General features: G+C 37.2%; 23 protein-coding genes. 17 read left to right on the top strand and 6 right to left on the bottom strand.

What is annotated here, in order from left to right; all coding sequences use genetic code 11:
• The first annotated feature begins 109 nt into the window (after positions 1–109).
• Genes AAG068_RS26720 through AAG068_RS26705 form a run of 4 tightly spaced genes read left to right on the top strand, consistent with a single transcriptional unit; the run spans position 110 to position 3,473 of the window.
• On the top strand, positions 110–1,012 hold the full coding sequence (locus tag AAG068_RS26720; RefSeq protein ID WP_342716458.1) for an ABC transporter ATP-binding protein: 903 nt from the start codon (positions 110–112) through the stop codon (positions 1,010–1,012).
• Positions 1,009–1,743, top strand: a complete 735-nt coding sequence (locus tag AAG068_RS26715; RefSeq protein ID WP_342716457.1) for an ABC transporter permease — start codon at positions 1,009–1,011, stop codon at positions 1,741–1,743. The genes AAG068_RS26720 and AAG068_RS26715 overlap by 4 nt, the downstream gene beginning before the upstream one ends.
• Positions 1,744–2,874: a sensor histidine kinase gene (locus tag AAG068_RS26710; RefSeq protein WP_342716456.1), complete on the top strand. Its 1,131-nt coding sequence runs from the start codon at positions 1,744–1,746 to the stop codon at positions 2,872–2,874.
• Positions 2,871–3,473 carry a response regulator transcription factor gene (locus AAG068_RS26705; protein ID WP_342716455.1) on the top strand — a complete coding sequence of 201 codons (603 nt, stop codon included), beginning with the start codon at positions 2,871–2,873 and terminating at the stop codon, positions 3,471–3,473. The genes AAG068_RS26710 and AAG068_RS26705 overlap by 4 nt, the downstream gene beginning before the upstream one ends.
• A 12-nt stretch (positions 3,474–3,485) precedes the next feature.
• Here AAG068_RS26705 and AAG068_RS26700 read toward each other — a convergent pair whose 3' ends face one another.
• Positions 3,486–3,809 carry a bacillolysin gene (locus AAG068_RS26700; RefSeq protein ID WP_342719823.1) on the bottom strand — a complete coding sequence of 108 codons (324 nt, stop codon included), beginning with the start codon at positions 3,807–3,809 and terminating at the stop codon, positions 3,486–3,488.
• 414 nt (positions 3,810–4,223) lie between these two features.
• On the opposite strand from AAG068_RS26700, the gene plcR reads away from it, so the two are divergent.
• Both plcR and AAG068_RS26690 read left to right on the top strand, forming a co-directional pair.
• On the top strand, positions 4,224–5,081 hold the full coding sequence (gene plcR / locus AAG068_RS26695; protein WP_342716454.1) for a transcriptional regulator PlcR: 858 nt from the start codon (positions 4,224–4,226) through the stop codon (positions 5,079–5,081).
• 87 nt (positions 5,082–5,168) lie between these two features.
• The gene (locus AAG068_RS26690; protein ID WP_002034882.1) at positions 5,169–5,315 is read left to right on the top strand and encodes a quorum-sensing peptide PapR; all 147 of its coding nucleotides are present in this window, start codon (positions 5,169–5,171) and stop codon (positions 5,313–5,315) included.
• A gap of 65 nt (positions 5,316–5,380) precedes the next feature.
• On the opposite strand, the gene AAG068_RS26685 is transcribed toward AAG068_RS26690, so the two are convergent.
• From AAG068_RS26685 to cls, 4 genes are all read right to left on the bottom strand, one after another.
• A protein-coding gene (locus AAG068_RS26685) for an IS3 family transposase (protein ID WP_342716453.1) occupies positions 5,381–6,711 on the bottom strand; the annotation gives its coding sequence in 2 pieces (ribosomal slippage) (positions 5,381–6,324 and positions 6,324–6,711; 1,332 coding nt in all).
• A 119-nt stretch (positions 6,712–6,830) separates the two neighbouring features.
• Positions 6,831–9,509, bottom strand: a complete 2,679-nt coding sequence (locus tag AAG068_RS26680) for a DUF4084 domain-containing protein (protein ID WP_342716452.1) — start codon at positions 9,507–9,509, stop codon at positions 6,831–6,833.
• A gap of 125 nt (positions 9,510–9,634) precedes the next feature.
• Positions 9,635–10,588, bottom strand: a complete 954-nt coding sequence (gene uvsE / locus AAG068_RS26675; protein ID WP_342719822.1) for a UV DNA damage repair endonuclease UvsE — start codon at positions 10,586–10,588, stop codon at positions 9,635–9,637.
• Positions 10,589–10,620: 32 nt separating this feature from the next.
• Complete coding sequence (cls, locus tag AAG068_RS26670) at positions 10,621–11,814, bottom strand: cardiolipin synthase (protein ID WP_342716450.1); 1,194 nt, start codon at positions 11,812–11,814, stop codon at positions 10,621–10,623.
• Between the two features lie 307 nt (positions 11,815–12,121).
• Between cls and AAG068_RS26665 the strand changes: the two genes are divergently transcribed.
• From AAG068_RS26665 to pyrG, 8 genes are all read left to right on the top strand, one after another.
• Complete coding sequence (locus AAG068_RS26665) at positions 12,122–14,233, top strand: (Fe-S)-binding protein (protein WP_342716449.1); 2,112 nt, start codon at positions 12,122–12,124, stop codon at positions 14,231–14,233.
• Between the two features lie 9 nt (positions 14,234–14,242).
• Complete coding sequence (locus AAG068_RS26660) at positions 14,243–15,526, top strand: acetyl-CoA C-acetyltransferase (protein WP_342716448.1); 1,284 nt, start codon at positions 14,243–14,245, stop codon at positions 15,524–15,526.
• A gap of 49 nt (positions 15,527–15,575) precedes the next feature.
• Positions 15,576–16,427 carry a 3-hydroxybutyryl-CoA dehydrogenase gene (locus AAG068_RS26655; RefSeq protein ID WP_071757850.1) on the top strand — a complete coding sequence of 284 codons (852 nt, stop codon included), beginning with the start codon at positions 15,576–15,578 and terminating at the stop codon, positions 16,425–16,427.
• A gap of 72 nt (positions 16,428–16,499) precedes the next feature.
• Entirely contained in the window at positions 16,500–17,630 is a 1,131-nt protein-coding gene (locus AAG068_RS26650; RefSeq protein ID WP_342716447.1) for an acyl-CoA dehydrogenase, read from the top strand.
• A 21-nt stretch (positions 17,631–17,651) separates the two neighbouring features.
• On the top strand, positions 17,652–18,791 hold the full coding sequence (acdA, locus tag AAG068_RS26645) for an acyl-CoA dehydrogenase AcdA (RefSeq protein ID WP_342716446.1): 1,140 nt from the start codon (positions 17,652–17,654) through the stop codon (positions 18,789–18,791).
• A 64-nt stretch (positions 18,792–18,855) separates the two neighbouring features.
• The gene (locus AAG068_RS26640) at positions 18,856–19,485 is read left to right on the top strand and encodes a TetR/AcrR family transcriptional regulator (protein WP_000238605.1); all 630 of its coding nucleotides are present in this window, start codon (positions 18,856–18,858) and stop codon (positions 19,483–19,485) included.
• A gap of 153 nt (positions 19,486–19,638) precedes the next feature.
• Entirely contained in the window at positions 19,639–20,166 is a 528-nt protein-coding gene (rpoE, locus tag AAG068_RS26635) for a DNA-directed RNA polymerase subunit delta (RefSeq protein ID WP_342716445.1), read from the top strand.
• A 257-nt stretch (positions 20,167–20,423) separates the two neighbouring features.
• Positions 20,424–22,031: a CTP synthase gene (pyrG, locus tag AAG068_RS26630; protein WP_098254505.1), complete on the top strand. Its 1,608-nt coding sequence runs from the start codon at positions 20,424–20,426 to the stop codon at positions 22,029–22,031.
• Between the two features lie 31 nt (positions 22,032–22,062).
• Here the strand turns inward: pyrG and AAG068_RS26625 are convergent, their stop codons facing one another.
• Positions 22,063–22,587, bottom strand: coding sequence for a DUF2529 domain-containing protein (locus AAG068_RS26625; protein ID WP_342716444.1), 525 nt, complete (start codon positions 22,585–22,587; stop codon positions 22,063–22,065).
• A 202-nt stretch (positions 22,588–22,789) separates the two neighbouring features.
• Between AAG068_RS26625 and spo0F the strand changes: the two genes are divergently transcribed.
• The 3 genes from spo0F to murA all read left to right on the top strand — a co-directional run bounded on the left by spo0F (position 22,790) and on the right by murA (position 25,844).
• On the top strand, positions 22,790–23,158 hold the full coding sequence (gene spo0F, locus AAG068_RS26620; protein WP_000398594.1) for a sporulation initiation phosphotransferase Spo0F: 369 nt from the start codon (positions 22,790–22,792) through the stop codon (positions 23,156–23,158).
• A 210-nt stretch (positions 23,159–23,368) separates the two neighbouring features.
• Positions 23,369–24,226 (top strand): class II fructose-bisphosphate aldolase, encoded by an 858-nt coding sequence (locus tag AAG068_RS26615; protein WP_342716443.1) that lies wholly within the window; start codon positions 23,369–23,371, stop codon positions 24,224–24,226.
• Between the two features lie 328 nt (positions 24,227–24,554).
• Positions 24,555–25,844, top strand: coding sequence for a UDP-N-acetylglucosamine 1-carboxyvinyltransferase (gene murA / locus AAG068_RS26610; protein WP_342716442.1), 1,290 nt, complete (start codon positions 24,555–24,557; stop codon positions 25,842–25,844).
• Positions 25,845–25,849: the final 5 nt, after the last annotated feature.

The raw sequence follows: 25,849 nt of genomic DNA, 5'->3' as shown, positions 1-25,849 counted from the left end.
TCATAAAGAATACATGACAATTGTCATATCGATGTCATGACGCATCATACTGTTTCCTAAGTTTTCCAAGTAATACAATGTAAATATAAGAAACAGCGGGGGTGGAGAGATGGAAAAGATTATTGAAGTAAATAGTGTTTCTAAAACATTTAAGCATAAAAGTGCAGTAAATAATGTTTCATTTCATGTAAATAAAGGAGAAATCGTAGCACTACTTGGACCGAATGGGGCAGGGAAAACGACGACGATGTCGATGATGCTTGGATTAAAGGATCCGACGGAAGGAACTGTTTCTATATTTGGAAAGAGTCCAAAGCATAGAGATGTTCGTAATAGCCTCGGCGCGATGTTACAAGAAGTAAGTGTCATTGATAGCATTACAGTGGAAGAGGCAATTGAGTTGTTCCGTAGTTATTATACGAATCCGGTAGCGAAAGAAACGTTGCTACAGTTATCAAATTTAGAATCAGAGCGAAAGCAAAGATGTGAGAAATTATCAGGTGGTCAAAAGAGAAGGTTAAATTTTGCACTCGCACTTGCAGGAAATCCAGATTTGCTATTTTTAGATGAGCCGACGGTTGGAATGGATATTACGTCCCGAAGAATGTTTTGGGAAACGATTCGAAAGTTAGCAAGTGAAGGGAAAACAATTATTTTAACGACGCACTATTTAGAAGAAGCGGATGCATTGGCGAATCGTATTTTATTGTTTGCAAATGGAAAGATTATCGCAGACGGTACGCCAGATGAGATGAAAGCGACGATTTCACGAAAAACAATTACATTTTATTCGAAGGAACGTATTCCTGCAAAATTATTAAAAGAGTTACAAAGCGTAACAGAAGTACAATCAAACGAAGGCCACTTCACTTTAATAACTGAAGATACGGATGCAACCTTAAAAGCAATTTATGAAAAGAACTTACCTGTAACAAATATTTCAGTTGAACGTGGAAGTCTTGATGAAGCATTTGAACAGTTTGTCGCAAATCAGAAGGGGGAAATCGCATGAGAGCTTTATGGATGCAATGCAAAATAGAAATTTTACGTACGTTCCGCAATAAATTATTTATCTTTTTCTCATTATTAATGCCGGTTATGTTTTACTACATTTTCACAAATGTTATTCAAGTGCCACAAAACGGAGATGCGTGGAAAGCACATTATTTAATCTCAATGGCGACGTTTAGTATTGTAGGGACAGCACTTTTTAGTTTCGGTGTAAGGATTTCTCAGGAAAAAGGGCAAGGGTGGACACATTTGTTGAAGATTACACCACTTCCAGAGGGAGCGTATATAACAGCAAAGATTATCGCTCAAACAGTAGTAAATGCTTTTTCAATCTTAGTTATCTTTATCGCAGGAATATTAATTAATCATGTTGAGTTAACAGTAGGGCAATGGATTGGTGCTGGATTATGGTTGTTGTTAGGAGTGACACCATTTTTAGCGTTAGGAACAGTAATAGGTTCTATTAAGAAGGCGGATGCAGCAGCGGGTTTAGCGAATATTTTAAATATGAGTTTAGCTGTAATTGGCGGTCTATGGATGCCAATCGAAGTATTCCCGAAAATATTAAGATCTATCGGTGAATGGACACCAACATATCACTTCGGGAGTGGTGCATGGGATATTGTAGCTGGAAAATGGGTTGGTTGGGAAAATATCGCGGTATTAGGAGGTTATTTCCTTATATTTGTTGTAATATCAATATATATAAGAAAAAGACAGGAAGCGGTATAAATGATAGAGAAGAAGAGGATTGAGATTTTTCCGAAACATATGGGTTTCTTCCCGTATATGTTTCTCGTGTATTTATTATTTCCGATTTACCATTTATCGCAGGCGTCAGGGTGGAAGTTTGTAATTGGAAGCGGTATGTTGATAGTTTTCATTATCACATACCGTCAGCTTTATTTTGTGCAGAGGACGTTTGTTTTTTGGGCATGTATTCAAATGGTACTCATTTTTTTATTTGCTTTATTTTACAACCCCTTCATGATATTCTTTGGTTTTTTCACAGCAAGTGCAATAGGGTTTGCACCAAATAAGAAAGTGTTTCGAGTGTTAATAAGTTTGTTAGTTGTAATGCTTGGAACTTTTATATTTATAAATATGAATCAAATAACAACTACGAGTTTAGTAAATATTGTTCCGATGTTTATTTTAATGCTGCTTACACCATTTGGAATGCGTAATTTTAATCAAAAAAAGATGTTAAGAAATCAATTAAACGAAGCGAATGAGCAAATTAAAGATTTAGTAAAACGTGAAGAGCGGCAGCGGATTGCAAGAGATCTTCATGATACGTTGGGGCATACGTTATCACTCATTACTTTAAAGAGTCAGCTCGTGGAGAAATTAATTGTAAAAAATCCGGAGCGTGCAAGTGCGGAAGCAAAGGAAATTACACAAACATCTCGTACGGCTTTAAAGCAGCTAAGAGAATTAATTTCGGATATGCGTATGATTACAGTAGAGGAAGAGCTAGAGCAAATAAGGGCAATCTTACAAGCGGCCAATATCGAATTAGAAGTGAAGCAGGAAGCGAGTTCGAGTTCGTTATCACCTATAGAACAAAATATTTTAGGAATGTGTTTACGTGAGGCTGTGACGAATGTTGTAAAACATAGTAAGGCGACAAATTGTACAGTTTCTGTACTAGAATCACAAGGTGAGCTAATTTTGAAAGTAGAAGATAACGGAATCGGTTTAGCAGATCAAAACCACGATGGAAATGGCATTCGTGGTATGAAGGAGCGCATCGCTCTTATTGATGGGTTTGTTGAACTGGGCACAATCAATCCAGGGACCCTATTAATAGTAAAAGTACCGGTTGTTATTCGAACAGGAAAAGATGAGGTGAGGGTATGATTCGAATTATTATTGCCGAAGATCAGCGGATGCTTCGTGGTGCATTAGGGGCCTTGCTTGATCTAGAAGATGATATCGAAGTAATTGGGCAAGCTGCGAACGGGGAAGAGGCACTAAAACTAATTGAATCGTTACAACCTGATGTAAGCATTATGGATATTGAAATGCCAATTCAAAGCGGATTAGATGTTGCGGAAATTTTAAAGAAAGAAAAATCAGCATGTAAGGTGATGATTTTAACCACATTTACGCGCCCTGGTTATTTTGAACGAGCAATGAAAGCTGGCGTACAAGGATATTTATTAAAGGATAGTCCGAGTGAAGATTTAGCTGCATCGATTCGTAACGTAATGAAAGGAAAGCGAGAAGTCTCTCAAGATTTAATGTTCGGCTTATGGCAGGAGCAAAATCCGTTATCAGATCGCGAAAAAGAAGTATTGCTACTCGCGAAAGAAGGAAAGACGGCAAATGAAATTGCGAAGACACTTTATCTTTCACCTGGCACAGTTCGTAATTATATTTCTGAAGTATTAACGAAGCTCGATGCGAAAAATAGAATTGAGGCCATTACAATTGCAGAAGAAAAGGGATGGATATGAAAAGAAGTTTACCTATGAGTGGTAAGCTTCTTTTTTCTTATAAACAAGTATTTCAATAGAGAGTTTCGTCACAGTCGCATCGCTCAGGATTTGAAGTATATCACGTAATTTAGATTTTACTTCATTTTTCGACAAAAAATTTGTTATAGTAAGATTAGGTTGTTGATCTAAGTTTTGGACAACTTTACCACTAACAGTTGTGATTACTCCATTTTTATCTACTTTTACAATAAGATCTTGGCCATATACTTTATAGTTTTTATATGTTTGTGCAAGGCGAGCTTCGGTTTGATTTTCTTTTGTTGCTTTATTTGTAGGTTGGGAATCTACATTCATTTCAGTTGTCATTCACTTTTGTTGAGCTTTCGCCTCATTTATCTCACCTTTTAAATACTTTTTCAGCATATTTTTTCGTATCATTTTGAGGTTGTGTAATTTTTTAAGCGTTAAATTAGGCTAAGTAATTTCAAATTTTACTTCATTTCTGTCTAATTCTTGGGTGTGAATAACTTCTGCTACTGCTAATAAAGGAAAAAGAAGACCGAATGTAACGAAGGCACGGGCGAATTTTCTATAATTTATCTATAAAACCACTAATCTATTATTGTATGTGAGACGAATTGTATGAAGAATTTGCCGAATTTTATATATATTATGCATTATTTCATGTCAAAAATTGTCGAACTCACATTATTGTAGTGGTATGACAACTTAACAAATTATATTGTTATAATGGGATGGTGAGTAAGTATGCACGCAGAAAAATTAGGAAGTGAAATTAAGAAAATTAGGGTAATGAGGGGATTAACACAAAAACAGTTATCCGAGAACATATGTCATCAATCGGAAGTGAGCCGAATTGAATCAGGCGCAGTATACCCAAGTATGGATATATTGCAAGGTATTGCAGCAAAGTTACAAGTTCCCATTATTCATTTTTATGAGGTACTCATTTATTCAGATATTGAGAGAAAAAAGCAGTTTAAAGATCAAGTCATTACGCTATGTAAGCAAAAAAAATATAAAGAGATTTATAATAGAGTATGGAATGAGCTGAAAAAGGAAGAATATCATCCAGAATTCCAGCAGTTTCTTCAATGGCAATATCATGTAGCAGCTTACATATTGAAGAAAATTGATTACGAATATTGTATTTTAGAATTGAAAAAATTGTTAAACCAACAATTAGCTGGAATAGATGTATACCAAAACCTCTATATAGAAAATGCAATCGCAAATATCTATGCTGAAAATAGCTATTTTAAGAAGAGTATTGAGTTGTTTGAAGGTATATTGAAACAATTAGAGTCATTGCATGATAATGAAGAATTTGACGTGAAGGTAAGATATAATCATGCAAAAGCATTATACTTAGATGAACAATATGAAGAGTCACTTTATCAAGTAAATAAAGCGATTGAAATATCATGCCGAATTAATAGTATGGCATTAATTGGGCAGTTATACTATCAACGAGGTGAATGTCTAGGAAAACTGGGGTATGATGAGGCTGAGATTGAAGATGCATATAAAAAAGCAAGTTTCTTTTTTGATATATTAGAAATGCATGCATATAAAGAAGCGCTTGCAGACAAAATCAATAGATAGACAACCTAAAAAATGGATATGCATAATTGCATAGAGTATGGATAAATTTTCATGATATATTAAAATAAAAAATGTGGGTGATGGAATATGAAAAAACTACTTATCGGTAGCCTATTAACGTTAGCAATGGCATGGGGTATTTCATTAGGTGATACAGCATTAGAGAAAAGCCAAGTGATTTCTCATAATGATCAAGAGGTACAATTAGCAGCAGATCTACCTTTTGAATATTAAAAACAACCGTCTTACTTGAACTGTACCCTATAAAATGGACAGTTTAATAAAAAAGCCCTGAAAAATCAAGCACTTAAAAGGTGGTTCCGATATTCAATCGGAGCCATCTTTTTTAATGTCCACTGATAACGATTACAATTATACTCCTTCATATATTCCCTTATGTTGAGCTCGAGGGATTCAAAGGTTTGACAATCTTTATAATCTAATTCATCTTTCATATGACCAAAAAAGGATTCCATTGGTGCATTGTCTAAACAATTGCCCCTACGGGACATAGATTGTCTGATTCCCATTTCCCTTACGCGTTTCTGAAATTCAGGGTGTGTGTAATGAATACCTTGGTCTGAATGTAGAAGCGCTTCAGAATGGATGCTTTCTCCTAATCTCTCTTTCAAGTTATTTAATGTTTGATAGACGATATCCATTTGTAAAGAAGAGGAGACATGATAGGCTAAAATTTCTCGTGTTGTGTTGTCTTTTACACATGATAAATAAGCCTTCTTTCCTTTTCCATAAAATAAATAGGTAATATCCGTTAACATACTTTTTTCAGGCTCTTCTTGATTGAATTGGCGTTTTAAAAGGTTCGGACATGTTTTATGTTCTTGTGTCGCCTTTGCGATGTGTTTATAAGGATTCGCTCGGCGAATCTTTGTCACAAGATTATATTTACGCATAATACGGTAAATACGTTTGAGGTTCATACAAATTCCTTTTGTCTTTTCCAACACCATTTTGATAGAACGACCACCACATGTTTTCCTTTTTCGATTGAAAATTTCTTGGATCCATTCATAATCTGTTTCATCATTGCGTTCTTTTTCTAGATGTTTCTCTGTCTGATGAAGCCACGCATAGTATCCACTCCGACTTACCCCAGCCAGTGTGCAAAGATAACGCACCATACGTGGGAATTGGAATCGACGTATGGTTTGTTCAATCAGTGTGTATGTTTCTCGTGGTGTTAACGCTTCTTCTGTAACGCCTGCCTTTCGAGTTCTTCTAACTTTTTTAGGAATGTCAATTCCGCTTCTAAGAACGCAATACGCGCTTCCGCTTTCTTTAATTTTTCATCGGAAGAGAGAGGTTTTTCCGAAGGACGTCCCGTGCTTCCTTTCCCGCGGCGTTCTGTATAAAATCCTTCTTCACCAAATTGTTCAAAGGTTCTTCGCCAACGTTTCAAGCATTGTTTTGGTTTCTCCTCACCAATCACAGCTAAGTCAAACCCATTCTCTAAAAAGATTTGGCTAGGACCTTTTCCTTGTTGATTTTCTTTTACCGCTCTTACTTTGAAATCTGGACAATAGCTAATCGAACGTTCCGACGCTTTTACTACATTTTTATTTTTTTCCAGCTGCTTCATTTGAATCTCATTAAAAATAATTTTACTCATTCTCCGTACCTCATTTCTATCGTTGGTTCCATTATAACGAGGTTTTTTGATAAAAATACACAAAAACCCCGAATCATGGGGCTTTTTTTAAGTGTCCATGATTCGGGGTACAGTTCAACTTAGACGGTTGTTTTTTTGTGGAGTAACCTCCAAACATCTTTACTAGAAACAGGCTTGCTAATAAAGAACCCTTGAATGTTGTCACAGTTTTGTTCATATAAAAACTTCCATTGTTCTTCTGTTTCTACACCTTCCGCAATAACTTCTAAATTTAGTTCTTTTGATAGTGTAATAATGGAAGAGATAATCGCTTCCTCTAAAGGGCTAGTTGTAATGCCGCAAATAAACTCCCGAGCAATTTTTAATGTGTTGATTGGATATTTTGTTAAATAAGCTAAAGAACTATAACCAGTTCCAAAGTCATCGATTGAAATTTGAATACCGAGATTTTGGAGCTGTTCTAGTTTGGCAACTACAGATTGATTTTGATTAATTGCAATGCTTTCCGTAATTTCAATATCTAGTGCTTCTGGTTTTAGTTCTGTTTCTTCTAACACTTTTGAAATGGTTGGAATTAAATTTGTGTGGTTAAATTGAACAACAGATAAATTTACACCAACTTTCAAGTGAGAAAAACCTTGATTATGCCACCTTTTTGCCTCTAAGCAGGCGGTACGTAAAATCCAATTTCCAAGCTCAATAATAAATCCAGTTTCCTCCGCTAGAGGAATGAATTGAGCAGGCGATACGATGCCGAGTTTTGGATGCTTCCAACGAATTAATGCTTCAAAACCGATAATTTGTTTTGTTTTTGTGCTTACTTGTGGCTGATATTCTAGGAAAAATTCATTTTGTTGTAATGCTTTTGTAAGTTCACCTTCTAAGAATTGGATTTCATTTTGGGCGATACTTATTTCTTTTGAGAAGAAAACAAATCTGTTTTTTCCATTTGCTTTCGCGCGATACATAGCCATATCAGCATTTTTCATTAATTCAGTAACATCGGTCCCGTAATCAGGATACATGGCAATTCCGATACTCGGCGTAATAGACAGTTCTTCGTCTTTAATGAAGAATGGTTTGTTTAAAACGGTTAAAATTTGTTCAGCTATAAAAGCCGCACTTTTTTCTGAGTACATATCTGGTAATAGAATTGTAAACTCATCTCCACCTTGACGAGCAACAATATCTTTTGAACGCAAGCAACCGCGTAATCTTTTTGATACTTCAATTAATAATAGATCTCCGACATCGTGACCAAGTCTATCGTTAATTTTTTTGAATCGATCTAAATCAAGGAACATAACGGCAACATCATTCACGCTAGTTTGAGCTGTATTTAAAATGTTTTTTAAATCTTTTTCAAACTTTCGGCGATTTGGTAATCCAGTAAGTGCATCATGAAAGGCTAAATGTTCTACTTGTTTTTGCTTTTCATATAAAGTTGTAATATCACGTGCTATGCCGAACATCCCAACAACTTCTTTATTTATGAAAGTAGGGATGAGTGTAATGTGAAGGTAATAGTAGTAGCCTTCTTTTTCTTTTGTACGAACTTCTAAAGTTTGTGGCCTACCTTGTTTTGTTATTTGTAAAGCTTTCTTTAGTAGATCATGGTCTTTTGAATCAATGAAGTGTAGAAGAGAATAGCTTGCTACTTCACAATAGTAGGCGGTAAACAAGCTTTCACATGCCTTATTAGAATGTTGAAAAATACCATTCATATTTAAAGAAAAAACAGCATCGGGATGATCTTCAAATAAAGATTTATAGCGTTGTTCACTTTTTGATAATGCAAATGCACCTTCTTCAACCTCATCTTCTAGTTGTGTAGTCAACTGTTCATATGTATCGATTAATACTTTATTATCTTTCCACATGTAAAGTTGTCGTAAGAATAAAAAAATAAGTGATAATACGAGACCGATTAACATGAACTTATCATCCCAAGGTTGAATGATAATAAAGGAAAAAGTAATGATTATACTAAAATAGGGTAATATAAAGCGCACATAGTCGAATCGATAATATTTTGTTTTCGTTTCATGTTGTATTGGTTTATCCAAGATGTATAGTATGGACGATAAACAGATTAATAAAATTGAAGCGGTATGTATTAAATAAGAGACTTCAGCGGAAGTTTGCATTCCTTTGTTGAACTGGAACAGCTGTATATATCCGTAAACGAGAATGATAGTAAAACCAATAATTAATGAAATTCTACTAGAAGAATATTGTTCTCTTCTATACAGGCTAATAACGGCGTAAATTACTAATGATTGTGCGACAAAATATCCAATTAAAATCCATGTGCCCTTTGTTAGCATACTGAAGCTTGAAAGATCCAAAATAAAAGTTAGGGTGAAATAAATATTCATAATAACAATAAAGATGCTATCGAATGAAAATTGAGCAAGGCCTCTAATAGAGTAATGTTTTATGAATTTTATAGTAAAGCCAGAAAAGAGTAAAATATATTGGATGATGAAAAAAGGTAGTGCTTCATATGAGAATATGACTTGAGTGCATATAGAAAGTGAATGAAGAAATAAAGTTATCTCCATAGCCAATCCACATAGGCAAGTGCATAATAATAACACCCAAAATAATTTATCGCCGCGCTTCATCTTCTTAATTGCTTTATATGAGAAATAACAAGAAAAGACTGCAGCAAAACAAAATAAGAAAAGGATTCCAATTTCTTTTATATTCCATTTATCTGGAATGAAGAATATCCAAAGGGAAAATATAAAAATATACATTATGACAAATTGTACATACTTTTTTTGATTAATCATATTATGACTCCATTTCAATAAAGTTGAATCTTAGGGGGAAAATGCTAATTTAAATAATAGCATATAAAATAGGAACATTTTTACTATAAGAATTACTTTTTGAAAAAAAGGCGCAACATTACAATTTACCATTGTAACGTTGCGCCAGTTGTTCTTTTCATTCCTCTTATAGAAGAAAGTTCAGCTATTAATTGGAATAGTGCTAAATCTTTCTGTTTACTTTCAATCATAATATCGAAATCATGATTGATTTTTTTTGCAATGTGTAAGAAAGGTTTAATAAACTCTAAATCAATATATTCAGCGTGAGCCCTAAACTCTTTTTCTGATTTAGGGGAGGAAATGTGAACTTTAGGAAGGATATTTGTATGTGACCAAGTTTCAAAAATTGCAGGAAGTAAATCTTCTAGCAGTTCCTCGCAAAGGTTGGCCATATGATGATGATAATCAAATACGAAAGGGATCTTTTCTTTTTGGCAAATAGATAAAGTTTCAGCAGTTGTATATGTTTTATCGTCGTTTTCAAGCGTCATTTGCTTTTTGATATGTGCAGGAAGTTTTTTTATGTTTTCATGAAAACGTCCAACCGCTTTTTCTTTATTTCCATAGGCACCACCTACATGGATGTTAATATAAGAAGAATCTGCAATTCCTATTGCATCTAATACTTTATAATGATAAGTCATATCTGTAATAGCGTTAGTTGTAATATGTGGCTTATCGCTTGTAAATAGCGTAAATTGATTTGGATGAAAACTTACTCGCAAATTGTGTTCTTTAATTAATGCCCCAATTTTACGCCAAAGCGGTGTGAACAACCCGATGTAATCAAACTCGACTTCGGGATGTGTTGCAAGTGGGACGATGGAAGAAGATAAGCGATATAAAGGAATTTCATGCGCTATATTGTAATGAAGAATACGTACTGTATGCTCAAGATTCTGCCGCGTAACATCGTATAATTTATCTTCTCGTTCTTGTTTACTAAGCTTTTGAAAGCTTGTAAATGTCATCGTTTTAGCCGGAGAACAGTCCCAGAGTGCCATTGCATGTGAGACATATCCGAAACGCATAATCATAATGAATACATCTCCTTTATCCATTATCTTTCCTATAGAAAGAAAGCAAGTATCGTTCCTACCCATTCTTTTCCCCTATCAATAAGAGAATGCGGGCTAACATCTTTAAAGGAAAGTAATGACGCATTTTCTAGATCTTCATGGAATTTGTTTTTTACTGTTTGTATAAAATGTTCATCATATAAAAGGCAGTTGATTTCATGGTTAATATATAAACTTCTCATATCAAAGTTTGCAGTTCCAATATCACAAATATAATCATCGACTATAATAACTTTAGCGTGAAAAAACCCTTGTTGAAATACGTAAATATTGCATCCAGCTTGTATTAACTTTCGGCAATATGGGAATTTTGCTTCGCGAACAAGGGCGTGATCCGCTTTTTCTGGAACGAGAACCGTGATTTGAACCCCACGTTGTCGCGCTTTTAATAATGCATTCATAATTTTCTTCCCAGGAATGAAATATGGTGTACCGATAAAGAGGTCCTTTTCCGCACTTTCAATTAAATGTAAAAATATATTTTGCAAGTAGGCACCATCAGTAGGGATAAAACGATGCAGAATGATTCCTGGTTGTTGCTTAGGAAAATAAAGAGGTGAATCTAATAAATTTTGGTTCGTATCGTCGAGCCAATCATGTAAAAATTGCTTTTGTAAATCTTGTATTCCTTCCCCTGTAAGGCGTAAATGATAATCGCGCCATAATCCTAATTTTTGATTATGTCCTAAATATTCTTCTCCAATATTAAACCCACCAATATAACCAATTTTTCCGTCAATAACTGTAATTTTTCTATGGTTTCTTTGATTTGCAGAAAAGAAAAGAAAAGGAAACCTTACTTTATGACAAAATGAAAAAGAGACCCCATGTTTTTGCAAGGAATGAATTGCCTCGTTTGATAAATGGTGGCTTCCTAATCGATCGAGTAAAAGTCTTACTTCAATTCCTTCCTTTGCTTTATCGATAAGTAAATTTAAAAATTCACGGCTGATTTTATCGTTTTTGACAATGAAGAACAAAACGTGCACATGATGCTTCGCCTGTTTTATATCAGTAAATAGGGCGTCATACAAATCTTTTCCGTATGTATAAAGGTGAAAATCACTTTGACGTAAAGGGAAAGAACGAGAACGTACACGCTTTAAATGAACAATTCTCCCATAAGAAAGATCGATTACAATCCAGAGAGCGATGCCTATTAATAAGAGAGATAAGAAGAACATGAGTAAATTCCCTCCTTCACGGTCTTTTCACCATCAGTTTTTTATAAATTAAAGTTTCAATGTATCCGATTATTTGGTGGCTAATAATCAGGAGGGAATGAATAACTTCCTACTGATTAAAGTTTCACTTTATAGTTTCACCGAAATAAACAGCTTTATTAAAAAATATGTTGTTGTATAACAAAAAACTGTTGACTGAATGCTCACTCATTATATAATGAAGGTAGGGGATAAAATTCAGAAAATTATATGTTTTCGAAGATTCTAAAAAAGAAAGAGGGCTTACAAAGAGAGGGGTAGCATAAAAATGAATAGCTTACTGATCATTAATTGGCTGGCTGCCATTGCTGTTATTGCTTATGCGGGATATTTGTTTGTGTATCTTATACGAACGAGGATGGCCTACATACAGTTAGGAAAAAAGATTGAATTTGACCGTCGGTTTAAAGAGCGTTGGGATCTCCTTAAGGTCAATGTTTTCGGTCAGAAAAAGCTGCTGAAAGATAAAAAGAGCGGCATTATTCACGTTATGTTCTTTTACGGATTTATTCTTGTCCAATTTGGAGCAATTGACTTCGTTTGGAAAGGACTCGCACCAGGATCACATCTTCCACTTGGACCACTATACCCTGCATTTACATTCTTCCAGGAAATTGTCACACTTGTTATTTTAATTGCAGTCTTTTGGGCTTTTCATCGACGTTATGTTGAGAAGCTAGTTCGTTTAAAACGTAATTTCAAATCAGGCCTTGTTCTTATCTTTATTGGTGGCTTAATGATTTCTGTGCTACTCGGTAATGGAATGGGAATTATATGGCACGGCGAGGAGCTTTCATGGAGTGAACCAATCGCTTCTGCAATCGCTTACGTTTTCTCGGGGATAAATGAAACCGTAGCCATTTCTGTGTTCTATTTCTCTTGGTGGGTGCATTTACTAATTTTGTTAACGTTTTTAGTTTATGTTCCACAATCAAAACACGCGCATTTAATTGCAGGACCAGCCAACGTTTTCTTCGGTCGTCTTTCAAATCCAGGGAAACTTGAAAAGATTGATTTTGAAGATGAAACACAAGAAACATTTGGTGTTGGTAAAATTGAAGACTTTAGACAAAATCAGCTTATTGATTTATACGCTTGCGTAGAGTGTGGTCGTTGTACAAATATGTGTCCGGCAACAGGAACAGGTAAAATGTTATCGCCGATGGATTTAATTTTAAAACTTCGCGATCATTTGACTGATAAAGGAGCTGCAGTGACATCAAAAGCACCGTGGGTTCCAGTAGTTGCTTTTAATAATACACAAGGAAATCAGTTAGCGATGATGGCAGCTGGGAAAGGACAACAAGAATCTGCAGCTACAACACTCGCTTACGATCCGAGTTTAATCGGAGATGTTATTACAGAAGAAGAGATTTGGGCTTGTACAACGTGTCGTAACTGTGAAGATCAGTGTCCGGTTATGAATGAGCATGTTGATAAAATTATTGATTTACGCCGCTATCTCGTTTTAACAGAAGGAAAGATGGATGCGGAAGCGCAGCGTGCGATGACAAACATCGAGCGTCAAGGGAATCCTTGGGGTCTGAACCGTAAAGAGCGTGAAACATGGCGCCAAGGTGATGATGAAGTAACAGTTCCAACTGTGAAAGAAAAATCGAAAGCTGGCGAGGAGTTCGAATATTTATTCTGGGTTGGTTCAATGGGATCATATGATAATCGTAGTCAGAAGATTGCGATATCGTTTGCAAAGTTGATGAACGAAGCAGGCATTTCATTTGCGATACTTGGTAATAAAGAGAAGAACTCTGGAGATACACCGCGCCGACTTGGAAATGAATTTGTTTTCCAAGAGATGGCGACAAAGAATATCGAAGAATTTGAAAAAGCAGGAGTGAAGAAAATCGTTACGATTGACCCTCATGCTTATAACACATTTAAAAATGAGTATCCGGACTTTGGCTTGCAAGCAGAAGTCTATCATCATACAGAACTGTTAGCTCAGTGGGTGAAAGAAGGACGCTTAAAACCTGTTCACGCTATTGAGGAAACAGTTACGTACCATGATTCCTGTTATTTAGGAAGATACAACGAAGTATACGAAGCGCCACGTGATATTTTGAAAGCGATTCCTGGTGTGAACCTTGTAGAAATGGCACGTAACCGTGAAACGGGAATGTGTTGTGGAGCAGGTGGTGGCTTAATGTGGATGGAAGAGACAGCTGGTTCACGTATTAACGTTGCTCGTACAGAACAAGCATTAGCTGTGCAACCATCCATTATCGGTACAGGTTGTCCATATTGCTTAACGATGATTAGTGATGGGACGAAAGCGAAAGAAGTAGAAGAAAATGTTCAAACGCTTGATGTAACAGAGATTTTAGAACGCTCTGTTATCGGACAGAAGAAAGAAGCAATGTAATTCGTAGGAATGAATACAACTTTAGAGAGAGGTGCAATCATTGCACCTCTTCTCAGCGTAACAATGCCGAGCGAGCGCTCGGTTCTAAAAAAAGAAATGGGGGAAAGAAACATGAGTAAAACAGTTATTTTAAGTGCTGCAAGAACACCGGTTGGGAAATTTGGAGGATCTTTAAAAGATGTAAAAGCAACAGAACTTGGAGGAATTGCAATTAAAGCAGCGCTTGAAAGAGCGAACGTTTCTGCTAGTGATGTTGAGGAAGTTATATTTGGCACGGTTATTCAAGGCGGACAGGGACAAATTCCATCGCGCCAAGCTGCGAGGGCTGCTGGAATCCCTTGGGAAGTGCAGACGGAAACAGTGAATAAAGTTTGTGCATCAGGGCTGCGTGCGGTTACGTTAGCGGATCAAATTATTCGTACTGGCGATCAATCATTGATTGTAGCTGGCGGTATGGAGTCGATGAGTAACAGTCCTTACATTTTACGCGGAGCAAGATGGGGATACAGAATGGGCAACAACGAGGTTATCGATTTAAATGTTGCTGACGGTTTAACATGCGCATTTTCAGGTATACACATGGGTGTTTATGGCGGAGAAGTTGCGAAAGAAGATGGAATCTCTCGCGAAGCACAAGATGAATGGGCATATCGTAGCCATCAACGTGCAGTGTCAGCGCATAAAGAAGGACGTTTCGAAGAGGAAATCGTGCCAGTAACGATTCCGCAAAGAAAAGGTGATCCGATTGTCGTTGCAAAGGATGAAGCACCACGCGCGGATACAACGATTGAAAAGTTAGCAAAATTAAAACCTGTATTTGATAAAACAGCGGCGGTGACAGCTGGTAATGCGCCAGGCCTAAACGATGGTGGTGCTGCACTTGTATTAATGAGCGAAGACAGAGCGAAGCAAGAAGGAAGAAAGCCATTAGCGACAATTTTGGCGCATACAGCAATTGCAGTGGAACCTAAAGATTTCCCGAGAACGCCAGGGTATGCAATTAACGCATTGTTGGAAAAAACAGGAAAGACAATTGAAGACATCGATTTATTTGAGATTAATGAAGCATTTGCAGCGGTAGCAATTGCAAGTACAGAGATCGCGGGAATTGACCCAGAAAAATTGAATGTAAATGGCGGCGCAGTAGCGATGGGACACCCGATTGGAGCAAGTGGAGCGCGCATTATAGTTACATTAATTCATGCACTTAAGCAACGCGGCGGCGGAATTGGAATTGCTTCGATTTGTAGTGGTGGCGGTCAAGGCGATGCAGTGATGATTGAAGTTCACTAATTAAGATTAGAAGGTATATAGTTTATTGAAAATTAAGGGGGATGAAGAAATGAGTGTACAAAAAATTGTTGTAATTGGTGCAGGACAAATGGGGTCAGGAATTGCGCAAGTATGTGCAATGGCAGGATACGATGTGAAGGTACAAGATTTAAAACAGGAGCAATTAGATAGAGGATTGGCTATCATTACGAAAAACTTAGCACGCCAAGTAGAAAAGGGGCGCATGAAGGAAGAAGAAAAGGAAGCGACATTAAACCGTCTTACAGTAACGCTTGATTTAGATTGTGTGAAGGAAGCAGACCTTATTATTGAAGCAGCTGTTGAGAAAATGGATATTAAAAAGAAAATCTTTGCGAATCTAGATGAAATCGCTCCAGAACACGCAATTTTAGCGACGAATACGTCATCTCTGCCAATTACCGAAATTGCAGCGGTAACGAAACGTCCGGAAAAGGTAATCGGTATGCATTTTATGAACCCTGTTCCGGTTATGAAGCTTGTTGAAATTATTCGTGGATTGGCTACAGATGATGCAGTATATGAAACGATTGAAGATATTACGAAGAAAATTGGGAAAGTACCAGTTGAAGTAAATGATTTCCCAGGGTTTGTATCGAACCGCATTTTATTACCGATGATTAACGAAGCAATTTACACGTTATATGAAGGTGTAGCGACGAAAGAAGCGATTGATGAAGTAATGAAACTCGGCATGAATCACCCGATGGGCCCTTTAACGCTCGCTGATTTTATCGGTTTAGATACATGCTTATACATTATGGAAGTGTTGCATGAAGGCTTAGGTGATAGTAAATATCGTCCATGTCCATTGCTACGCAAGTACGTAAATGCAGGATGGTTAGGACGTAAAACAGGTCGTGGTTTCTACGTTTACGAATAAATTCCCCTTTGTTACAAAATAGTGGTCTTACCAAATTGTTAAAAGGATATATAGCAAATGGAGGCGGAGTATATGAACTTTCGTTTTAATGAAGAGCAACAGATGATGAGGAAAATGGTTCGAGATTTTGCGCAGAAGGAAATAGCTCCCTTTGTTCCTAGTATGGAACAAGGGGTGTTCCCAAAAGAGATTTTGCAGAAGATGGGTGAGCTTGGATTAATGGGAATTCCAGCGCCTGCAAAATACGGCGGTTCAGAAATGGATTTTATCTCTTACATTTTAGCGATTGAAGAAATTTCAAAGGTAAGCGCAACAGTTGGTGTAATTTTAGCTGTACATACGTCAGTTGGGATGAACCCAATTTTATATTTTGGAACAGAAGAACAGAAAGAGAAATATGTTTCTAAACTTGCGACTGGTGAATATTTAGGCGCATTTGCATTAACAGAACCCAATGCAGGATCAGATGCAGGGAGTTTGAAATCAAGAGCTGTAAAGAAAGGCGATTACTACATTATTAATGGATCGAAAGTATTTATTACAAATGGCGGTGAAGCAAGTACATACATCGTATTCGCTTCTACAAATCCAGAGGCAGGAAAAAGTGGGATTTCTGCATTTATAGTAGAGAAAGATACACCAGGCTTAATTATTGGCAAAGATGAGCATAAAATGGGACTTCTCGGTTCTCGCACGGTACAACTTACGTTCGAGGATATGAAAGTGCCGGCTGAGAATTTACTTGGTGAAGAAGGACAAGGATTTAAGGTAGCGATGGCGAATTTAGATGTTGGACGAATTGGAATTGGAGCGCAAGCACTAGGAATTGCTGAAGCGGCGCTTGCATGTGCAATTGATTATGCGAAAGAACGTGAGCAATTCGGAAAACCAATTGCGGCGCAGCAAGGGATTGGCTTCAAACTTGCAGATATGGCTACTAGTGTAGAAGCGGCGCGATTACTCGTATATAGAGCGGCATCGTTAAGAGCACAAGGACTACCATGCGGTAAAGAAGCATCTATTGCGAAATTATTCGCTTCTAAAACAGCTGTTGAAGTTGCGATTGAAGCGGTGCAAGTATTTGGTGGATACGGTTATACGAAGGACTATCCAATAGAAAGATTTTTCCGTGATGCGAAAATCACGCAAATATATGAAGGAACGAGCGAAATACAGAAACTTGTTATTAGCCGAGCTTTATAAAAGCACAAGGGGGAGACGGGCATGCATTTTAAACTATCAGAAGAACATGAAATGATAAGAAAAATGGTTCGAGACTTTGCTAAAAACGAAGTAGCACCGACGGCAGCTGAGCGTGATGAAGAAGAGAGATTTGATCGTGCAATATTTGATCAAATGGCCGAGCTTGGTTTAACTGGTATTCCGTGGCCTGAAGAATACGGCGGAATTGGAAGCGATTACTTGGCATATGTAATTGCCATTGAAGAATTATCGCGCGTATGTGCTTCTACAGGTGTAACATTGTCTGCACATACTTCGCTTGCTGGTTGGCCAATTTTTAAATTTGGAACAGAAGAGCAAAAGCAAACGTTTTTGCGACCGATGGCTGAAGGGAAGAAAATTGGCGCGTACGGCTTAACAGAGCCGGGATCTGGATCGGATGCTGGTGGAATGAAGACGATTGCTAAAAGAGATGGAGACCATTATGTATTAAATGGATCAAAAATCTTTATCACAAATGGTGGTATTGCTGATATTTACGTTGTCTTTGCGTTAACTGATCCCGAATCGAAGCAGCGTGGCACGAGTGCATTTATAGTGGAAAGTGATACACCAGGATTTTCAGTTGGGAAGAAGGAGAGTAAGTTAGGGATTCGTTCTTCACCAACAACTGAAATTATGTTTGAAGATTGCCGTATTCCTGTAGAGAATTTAATAGGGGAAGAAGGACAAGGGTTTAAGATAGCGATGCAAACATTAGATGGTGGCCGTAATGGTATTGCGGCGCAAGCGGTTGGTATTGCACAAGGGGCTTTAGATGCTTCCGTAGAATATGCGAGAGAGCGTCATCAGTTTGGAAAGCCGATTGCGGCGCAGCAGGGGATTGGCTTTAAACTTGCAGATATGGCAACGGATGTGGAGGCGGCGCGCCTTCTAACATACCAGGCGGCTTGGCTTGAATCGGAAGGGCTTCCGTATGGGAAAGAGTCAGCGATGTCAAAAGTATTTGCAGGTGATGCAGCGATGAAGGTGACGACTGAAGCGGTACAAGTATTTGGTGGTTACGGTTATACGAAAGATTATCCAGTAGAGCGTTACATGCGAGATGCAAAAATTACACAGATATATGAAGGAACACAAGAGATTCAAAGGCTTGTAATTTCTCGTATGTTAACGAAGTAGGATCAAAGGCGTAGGTATTTTCCTACGCTTTTTCCTTCCAAAAAATAATAGAGAGGTGAAGGGGATGGTTAAACATAATGTGCATGCATCAGTGAAAGATGAAAAATTAGTCGCGTTAAGGCGTGAGCAAATGATTAAAGGTGCAGTGCAATTGTTTAAACAAAAAGGATTTCCGCGTACAACAACGAGAGAGATCGCAAAGGCAGCTGGATTTAGTATTGGAACACTTTATGAATACATTCGTACAAAAGACGATGTTTTGTATTTAGTTTGTGATAGTATTTATGAACATGTAAAAGAAAGATTAGAGGAAGTAGTTTGTACAGAAAAAGGAAGTGTAGAAAGTTTAAAGATAGCAATAACGAATTATTTTAAAGTGATGGACGAATTGCAGGAAGAAGTATTAATAATGTATCAAGAGGTACGCTTTTTACCCAAAGAATCACTCCCGTACGTATTAGAAAAGGAGTTTCAAATGGTAGGAATGTTTGAGAATATTTTAGAACAGTGTACGGAAAATGGAACATTTACATTAAACAAAAAAGAAATACAGCTTCTTGCGCATAATATTTTTATACAAGGACAGATGTGGGGATTTAGACGTTGGGCGCTACAAAAACTATATACGCTCGAAGAATATACAGAAATGCAAATTAGGTACGTACTGCAAGGAGCCCATATGCTCCCGAAATAAGGAATGGACAAATTATAATTTTATTGCTATATAAAGTTTCCCGTTTTTTTTGTAGCATATTTGTGCGACTTTTGTTTATAATGAATAGTATGGATTTTTTTAAGCAGGCCGTTATATATAAGGTTATATTTGATGAAAGGAAGTGCCGCATAAGTGGATTTTAAGCAATATTCACCAGAAGAGCTAAAAGAATGTTCAATGATTGAAGTTGTACATAGCGTTTTAGGGGATAAAAGACAAGCAACGACATTCAATGAGTTGGTTCAAGAAATCGCTCAAGTGCTGGGACTATCTCAAGAGCAAGTTAATGCGAAACTCGCACAATTTTATACAGACTTAAACATCGATGGACGTTTCATTAATTTAGGAGAAAATCGTTGGGGGCTACGCAGCTGGTACCCATACGAGCAAATTGATGAAGAAATCTTGCCTCAACCAAAACCGAAGAAAAAACGTAAAGTTGAAGAAGACGGTTTTGACGACTACATTGAAGAAGATGAAGACTTCGACGATGCAGACGTAACTGAAGACGAAGATGATGATGTAGAAGATTTGGACAAGGTTCTTGAAGATGAAGACGGAGATGACGATGATCTTGATGATTTAGATGAAGATGAAGACGACTTCGCCGAAGAAGAACTTGAGTATGATGAAACTGAAGAAGAAGAGGAAGAACTGTAGTTCTTGACTTTTCATTATCGTCCATGTAGAATCATTTTTGGGCTCTTTAAAAAAGGACGATAATACTTTTAAAGTGTAAATATAAAAGAAAATTGCTCCCTACTTGTTACTTTTTGTGATGAGGGGAGCAATTTTCTTTTTTGTTTTTTGTTTAGAAAATAAAAAGAGTCTAACAATAAGATGGATACAGTGTTATCTACATACGTTGCGCTTTGCAACGGTGATTATATAACAGCAAAGTAGAAGGGAGCTTTTTCATGACTAAGTATATTTTTGTAACAGGCGGTGTAGTATCGTCTTTAGGAAAAGGTATTACAGCAGCATCTCTAGGAAGACTTTTAAAAAATCGTGGTTTAAACGTAACGATTCAAAAGTTTGATCCATACATTAACGTAGACCCAGGGACTATGAGCCCATACCAACATGGTGAGGTATTCGTAACAGATGATGGTGCAGAAACTGACTTAGACCTTGGTCACTATGAGCGTTTCATCGACATCAACTTAAACAAATACAGCAACGTAACAACAGGTAAAATTTACTCTTCAGTTCTTCAAAAAGAGCGTCGTGGTGAATACCTAGGAGGAACAGTTCAAGTTATTCCTCACATTACTAACGAAATTAAAGAGCGCGTATACCGTTCTGGTCGCGAAACAAACGCGGATGTTGTTATTACAGAAATTGGTGGAACTGTTGGTGACATCGAGTCTCTACCATTCTTAGAAGCAATCCGTCAAATTAAGAGCGACATCGGTCGTGACAATGTAATGTACATTCACTGTACGTTAATCCCGTACTTAAAAGCAGCGGGTGAAATGAAAACAAAACCAACGCAACATAGCGTTAAAGAGCTTCGCAGCTTAGGTATTCAACCAAATATTATCGTTGTTCGTACAGAAATGCCTGTTTCTCAAGATATGAAAGACAAGCTTGCATTATTCTGTGACATCGATACAAAAGCAGTTATCGAAGCACGCGATGCAGATACTTTATATGCAGTTCCATTATCTCTTCAAGAGCAAAATATGGACCAGATCGTTTGCGATCACTTAAAATTAGACAATCCGGCTGCAGATATGACAGAGTGGACTGCGCTAGTTGAAAAAGTACGTAACCTTTCTAAGAAAACAAAAATCGCTCTTGTTGGTAAATACGTAGAGCTTCAAGATGCATACATTTCTGTTGTAGAAGCACTTCGTCATGCAGGTTACTCTTTCGATACAGATGTAGAAGTGAAATGGGTAAATGCTGAGCACGTAACACCAGAGAACGTACAAGAATTAGTAGGAGACACAGATGGTATCCTTGTACCAGGTGGCTTCGGCGATCGTGGTGTAGAAGGTAAAATCGTTGCAATTCAATATGCTCGTGAAAACAAAGTTCCATTCTTAGGAATTTGCTTAGGTATGCAACTTGCATCAATCGAATTTGCACGTAACGTATTAGGATTAGAAGGAGCTAACTCTTCTGAAATTAATCCTGACACACCTTACGCAATCATCGACCTATTACCAGAACAAAAAGATGTAGAAGACTTAGGGGGTACACTTCGTCTTGGTCTATACCCATGTAAGCTTGCTGAAGAAACAAATGCATACAATGCTTACAATGAGCCGGTTGTATATGAGCGTCATCGTCATCGTTATGAGTTCAACAATCAATTCCGTCCGGATATGGAAAAAGAAGGATTTGTGTTCTCTGGTACAAGCCCAGATGGCCGTCTAGTTGAAATCATTGAATTAAAAGATCACCCTTGGTTCGTGGCAGCACAGTTCCACCCAGAACTAGTTTCTCGTCCAAACCGTCCACAACCATTGTTCCATGACTTCGTAAGAGCTTCTATTACGAATAAAGAGAGCAAGTAATAAAAAAAGCGCCTGAAATAGGGCGCTTTTTTTAATATTCATTTAACATTTCATCGATTGTAAATTTGATTCCGTGATACGCAAATAAAGCTACAATTAAGCTTGGGAATCCGTAGCGATTACCTTCATCGTCTGGAATAAGCCCTTTTAACAGCTTTGTATCAATATGTACATCTGTATATTGTTCTAGTGATTCAGTACCTTCTTGAATAGCAGAGATGCCGACAATAGAATGTCCATCTGCTTGCAGTTTTTTTGCTATTGCTACAACTTCTTCATCTGTTGAAAAACGGCTAATAAGAAGTACACGATCTGCAGAAGTTACTTCTACTTCTTTACCATTTTCAACTAATCGTTTTGCTTGTTTCATCGGTTCAGCACCAAATAGTGCTTCAGCAACAACACCCTCCATTTCATTTGTACCATGTAAATAAATGAAACCTTCACCAACTAATGCTTGAGCAAGTAGGCGGGCGCTATCTTCTATATTCATTTCCTCTTTTTGAGAAACCCTGGAAAAATAACCACTTAATTGAGTTGAAAAAATCTTTAACATAATATAACTCCTTTCGTACGTGTTTGCCGGCTTTCATTATAGTTTATTTTAGTGGAAAGGTGAAATCATAGGGTAGCATAACAAAATAGGAAACGGTAAAATAAGAAAGAAATAGGAAGGAATTTGGTAAAGAATAGCGAAAATTAATCGTTAAGATATAAGAAGCTTTAAATCTTGTACTTACACAGAAAGGTTGGGAGTTATGGAAGGGAAAATTTTAATTGTTGATGATCAATATGGAATTCGTGTGTTATTACATGAAGTGTTCCAAAAAGAAGGTTATCAGACATTCCAAGCAGCGAATGGATTTCAAGCTTTAGATATCGTGAAAAAAGATAATCCAGATTTAGTTGTGTTAGATATGAAAATTCCAGGTATGGATGGTATAGAGATTTTAAAGCATGTAAAAGAAATTGATGAGAGTATTAAAGTAATTTTAATGACTGCTTATGGGGAGCTTGATATGATCCAAGAAGCAAAAGATTTAGGAGCTTTAATGCACTTTGCTAAACCATTTGACATTGATGAAATTCGTCAAGCTGTGAGAAATGAGCTCGCTGTAGAGGCGTAAAAATGAATTTTTTATAAAAAATATGGAAAAAAGCGTTTACATGGACTAATGTGCAGGTGAATACGGTTGAGTTTTTGAGTACAAGTTGTTATCCTATTGAGTGTAGAAAAAAGTCCGGTATGTAGATATACATATTTTACCTTATTCTGGTCATACTACCAGCGATAAGAACTTATCGGATACAAAAAACGTTTTTTAGGAGGATTCACCATGCCTTTAGTTTCTATGAAAGAAATGCTAAACAAAGCACTAGAAGGAAAATACGCAGTTGGTCAATTCAACATGAACAACTTAGAGTGGACTCAAGCTATCTTAGCTGCTGCGGAAGAAGAAAAATCTCCTGTAATCCTAGGTGTATCTGAGGGTGCAGCTCGTCATATGACTGGTTTCAAAACAGTTGTAGCTATGGTTAAAGCTTTAATCGAAGAAATGAACATCACTGTTCCTGTAGCGATTCACCTTGACCATGGTTCAAGCTTCGAAAAATGTAAAGAAGCAATCGATGCAGGTTTCACATCTGTAATGATCGACGCTTCTCACCACCCATTCGAAGAAAACGTAGAAACTACTAAAAAAGTAGTAGAATACGCACACGCTCGTAACGTATCTGTTGAAGCTGAGCTTGGAACAGTTGGCGGACAAGAAGACGACGTAATCGCTGAAGGCGTAATTTACGCTGACCCAGCAGAGTGTAAGCAACTTGTTGAAGCAACAGGTATTGATTGCCTAGCTCCAGCTTTAGGTTCTGTACACGGTCCTTACAAAGGTGAGCCTAACTTAGGATTCGCTGAAATGGAACAAGTTCGTGACTTCACTGGCGTACCTTTAGTATTACACGGTGGTACTGGTATCCCAACTGCTGATATCGAAAAAGCTATCTCTTTAGGTACTTCAAAAATCAACGTAAACACTGAGAACCAAATTGAGTTTACAAAAGCTGTTCGTGAAGTATTAAACAAAGACCAAGAAGTTTACGATCCTCGTAAATTTATCGGACCTGGCCGCGACGCTATCAAAGCAACTGTTATTGGTAAAATGCGCGAATTCGGTTCTAACGGTAAAGCGTAAGAATAAAATTCCGTTTTGGAAACCGTCTACTCTTTTAGACGGTTTCCTTTCGTTGTATAATGAAAGCGTGAACAAGTCTAAAGATTTTATCATTTTTTTGAAATAGAAAATAATGTGCATAGTCCTATTAATAAATGTGATAACGTATCTAAGTTGATAAAGTAAATTCGATGAATAGTTAATCTTTATCTTTTTGTATTACAGGAGAAATGAAGATAATGGTTTCCTATTTATTGAGTGTTAGGGTGGAAAGAGTGATTGAGATTCTTAAGGGGAGCTTTCTATAAAAATATAGAAAGTAAATACATTCACAAGAAGGGAGCTCAATATGGAAAAATTGCTAATTGAAGGCGGAAGAGCTTTAAATGGAACAATTCGCGTGAGTGGTGCAAAGAACAGCGCCGTTGCACTAATTCCAGCGACAATTTTAGCTGATACTCCAGTAACTATTGGTGGTGTCCCTAATATTTCGGACGTGAAAATGTTAGGAGACTTACTAGAGGAAATTGGAGGAAGGGTAACTTATGGACAGGAGGAAGAAATGGTAGTTGATCCTTCTAACATGGTTGCAATGCCTTTACCAAATGGAAAAGTGAAAAAATTGCGTGCTTCTTATTATTTAATGGGTGCGATGCTTGGCCGTTTTAAAAAAGCTGTTATTGGGCTTCCAGGTGGATGTCATTTAGGACCGAGGCCGATTGATCAACATATTAAAGGGTTTGAAGCGTTAGGTGCACATGTTACGAATGAGCAAGGTGCTATCTATTTAAGAGCAGATGAATTACGCGGGGCTCGTATATATTTAGATGTTGTTAGTGTAGGAGCTACGATTAATATTATGCTAGCAGCTGTGCGAGCGAAAGGTAGAACTGTTATTGAAAACGCAGCGAAAGAACCAGAGATTATTGATGTAGCTACATTGTTAACTAGCATGGGAGCACGTATTAAAGGTGCTGGTACAGATGTAATCCGAATTGATGGTGTGGATTCTCTGCATGGTTGTCATCATACAATTATTCCAGATCGTATTGAGGCGGGTACGTATATGATTTTAGGTGCTGCGTCAGGAGGAGAAGTGACAGTTGATAATGTTATTCCTCAGCATTTAGAGTCAGTTACGGCGAAGCTCAGAGAAGCTGGTGTCCAAGTTGGAACGAATGATGACCAAATTACAGTGAATGGTAATAGAAGATTAAAAGTAGTTGATATAAAAACACTTGTATATCCAGGATTCCCAACAGACTTACAACAGCCGTTTACAACACTTTTAACAAAGGCGCATGGAACGGGTGTTGTAACGGATACAATTTATGGTGCGCGTTTTAAACATATTGATGAATTACGTCGTATGAATGCACAAATTAAAGTAGAAGGTCGTTCAGCAATTGTAACTGGTCCTGTTTTATTGCAAGGTGCAAAAGTGAAAGCAAGTGATTTGCGAGCTGGAGCAGCCCTTGTTATTGCAGGATTAATGGCGGACGGAATTACAGAAGTAACCGGACTTGAGCATATCGATCGAGGTTATGAAAATATAGTAGACAAGCTTAAAGGGCTTGGCGCGAACATTTGGCGCGAACAAATGACAAAGCAAGAAATTGAAGAGATGAAGAACGCATAAGTGAT

Source organism: Bacillus paramycoides (genome assembly GCF_038971285.1).
Taxonomy (GTDB): Bacteria; Bacillota; Bacilli; order Bacillales; family Bacillaceae_G; genus Bacillus_A.
The sequence above is the reverse complement of the archived record's forward strand: the minus strand, read 5'-3'. Positions and strand labels throughout refer to the sequence as shown.

Bases quoted from the DNA above. Each gene is read 5' to 3' on its own strand.
- AAG068_RS26715 (WP_342716457.1), top strand. From the start codon at position 1,009: ATGAGAGCTTTATGGATGCAATGCAAAATAGAAATTTTACGTACGTTC.
- AAG068_RS26680 (WP_342716452.1), bottom strand. From the start codon at position 9,509: ATGATTAATCAAAAAAAGTATGTACAATTTGTCATAATGTATATTTTT.
- acdA (WP_342716446.1), top strand. From the start codon at position 17,652: ATGCATTTTAAACTATCAGAAGAACATGAAATGATAAGAAAAATGGTT.
- murA (WP_342716442.1), top strand. From the start codon at position 24,555: ATGGAAAAATTGCTAATTGAAGGCGGAAGAGCTTTAAATGGAACAATT.
- AAG068_RS26710 (WP_342716456.1), top strand. From the start codon at position 1,744: ATGATAGAGAAGAAGAGGATTGAGATTTTTCCGAAACATATGGGTTTC.
- AAG068_RS26660 (WP_342716448.1), top strand. From the start codon at position 14,243: ATGAATACAACTTTAGAGAGAGGTGCAATCATTGCACCTCTTCTCAGC.
- AAG068_RS26650 (WP_342716447.1), top strand. From the start codon at position 16,500: ATGAACTTTCGTTTTAATGAAGAGCAACAGATGATGAGGAAAATGGTT.
- AAG068_RS26625 (WP_342716444.1), bottom strand. From the start codon at position 22,587: ATGTTAAAGATTTTTTCAACTCAATTAAGTGGTTATTTTTCCAGGGTT.
- AAG068_RS26615 (WP_342716443.1), top strand. From the start codon at position 23,369: ATGCCTTTAGTTTCTATGAAAGAAATGCTAAACAAAGCACTAGAAGGA.
- AAG068_RS26700 (WP_342719823.1), bottom strand. From the start codon at position 3,809: ATGAATGTAGATTCCCAACCTACAAATAAAGCAACAAAAGAAAATCAA.
- AAG068_RS26665 (WP_342716449.1), top strand. From the start codon at position 12,122: ATGAATAGCTTACTGATCATTAATTGGCTGGCTGCCATTGCTGTTATT.
- uvsE (WP_342719822.1), bottom strand. From the start codon at position 10,588: ATGATTATGCGTTTCGGATATGTCTCACATGCAATGGCACTCTGGGAC.
- plcR (WP_342716454.1), top strand. From the start codon at position 4,224: ATGCACGCAGAAAAATTAGGAAGTGAAATTAAGAAAATTAGGGTAATG.
- AAG068_RS26640 (WP_000238605.1), top strand. From the start codon at position 18,856: ATGGTTAAACATAATGTGCATGCATCAGTGAAAGATGAAAAATTAGTC.
- AAG068_RS26720 (WP_342716458.1), top strand. From the start codon at position 110: ATGGAAAAGATTATTGAAGTAAATAGTGTTTCTAAAACATTTAAGCAT.
- pyrG (WP_098254505.1), top strand. From the start codon at position 20,424: ATGACTAAGTATATTTTTGTAACAGGCGGTGTAGTATCGTCTTTAGGA.
- AAG068_RS26705 (WP_342716455.1), top strand. From the start codon at position 2,871: ATGATTCGAATTATTATTGCCGAAGATCAGCGGATGCTTCGTGGTGCA.
- cls (WP_342716450.1), bottom strand. From the start codon at position 11,814: ATGTTCTTCTTATCTCTCTTATTAATAGGCATCGCTCTCTGGATTGTA.
- spo0F (WP_000398594.1), top strand. From the start codon at position 22,790: ATGGAAGGGAAAATTTTAATTGTTGATGATCAATATGGAATTCGTGTG.
- AAG068_RS26690 (WP_002034882.1), top strand. From the start codon at position 5,169: ATGAAAAAACTACTTATCGGTAGCCTATTAACGTTAGCAATGGCATGG.
- AAG068_RS26655 (WP_071757850.1), top strand. From the start codon at position 15,576: ATGAGTGTACAAAAAATTGTTGTAATTGGTGCAGGACAAATGGGGTCA.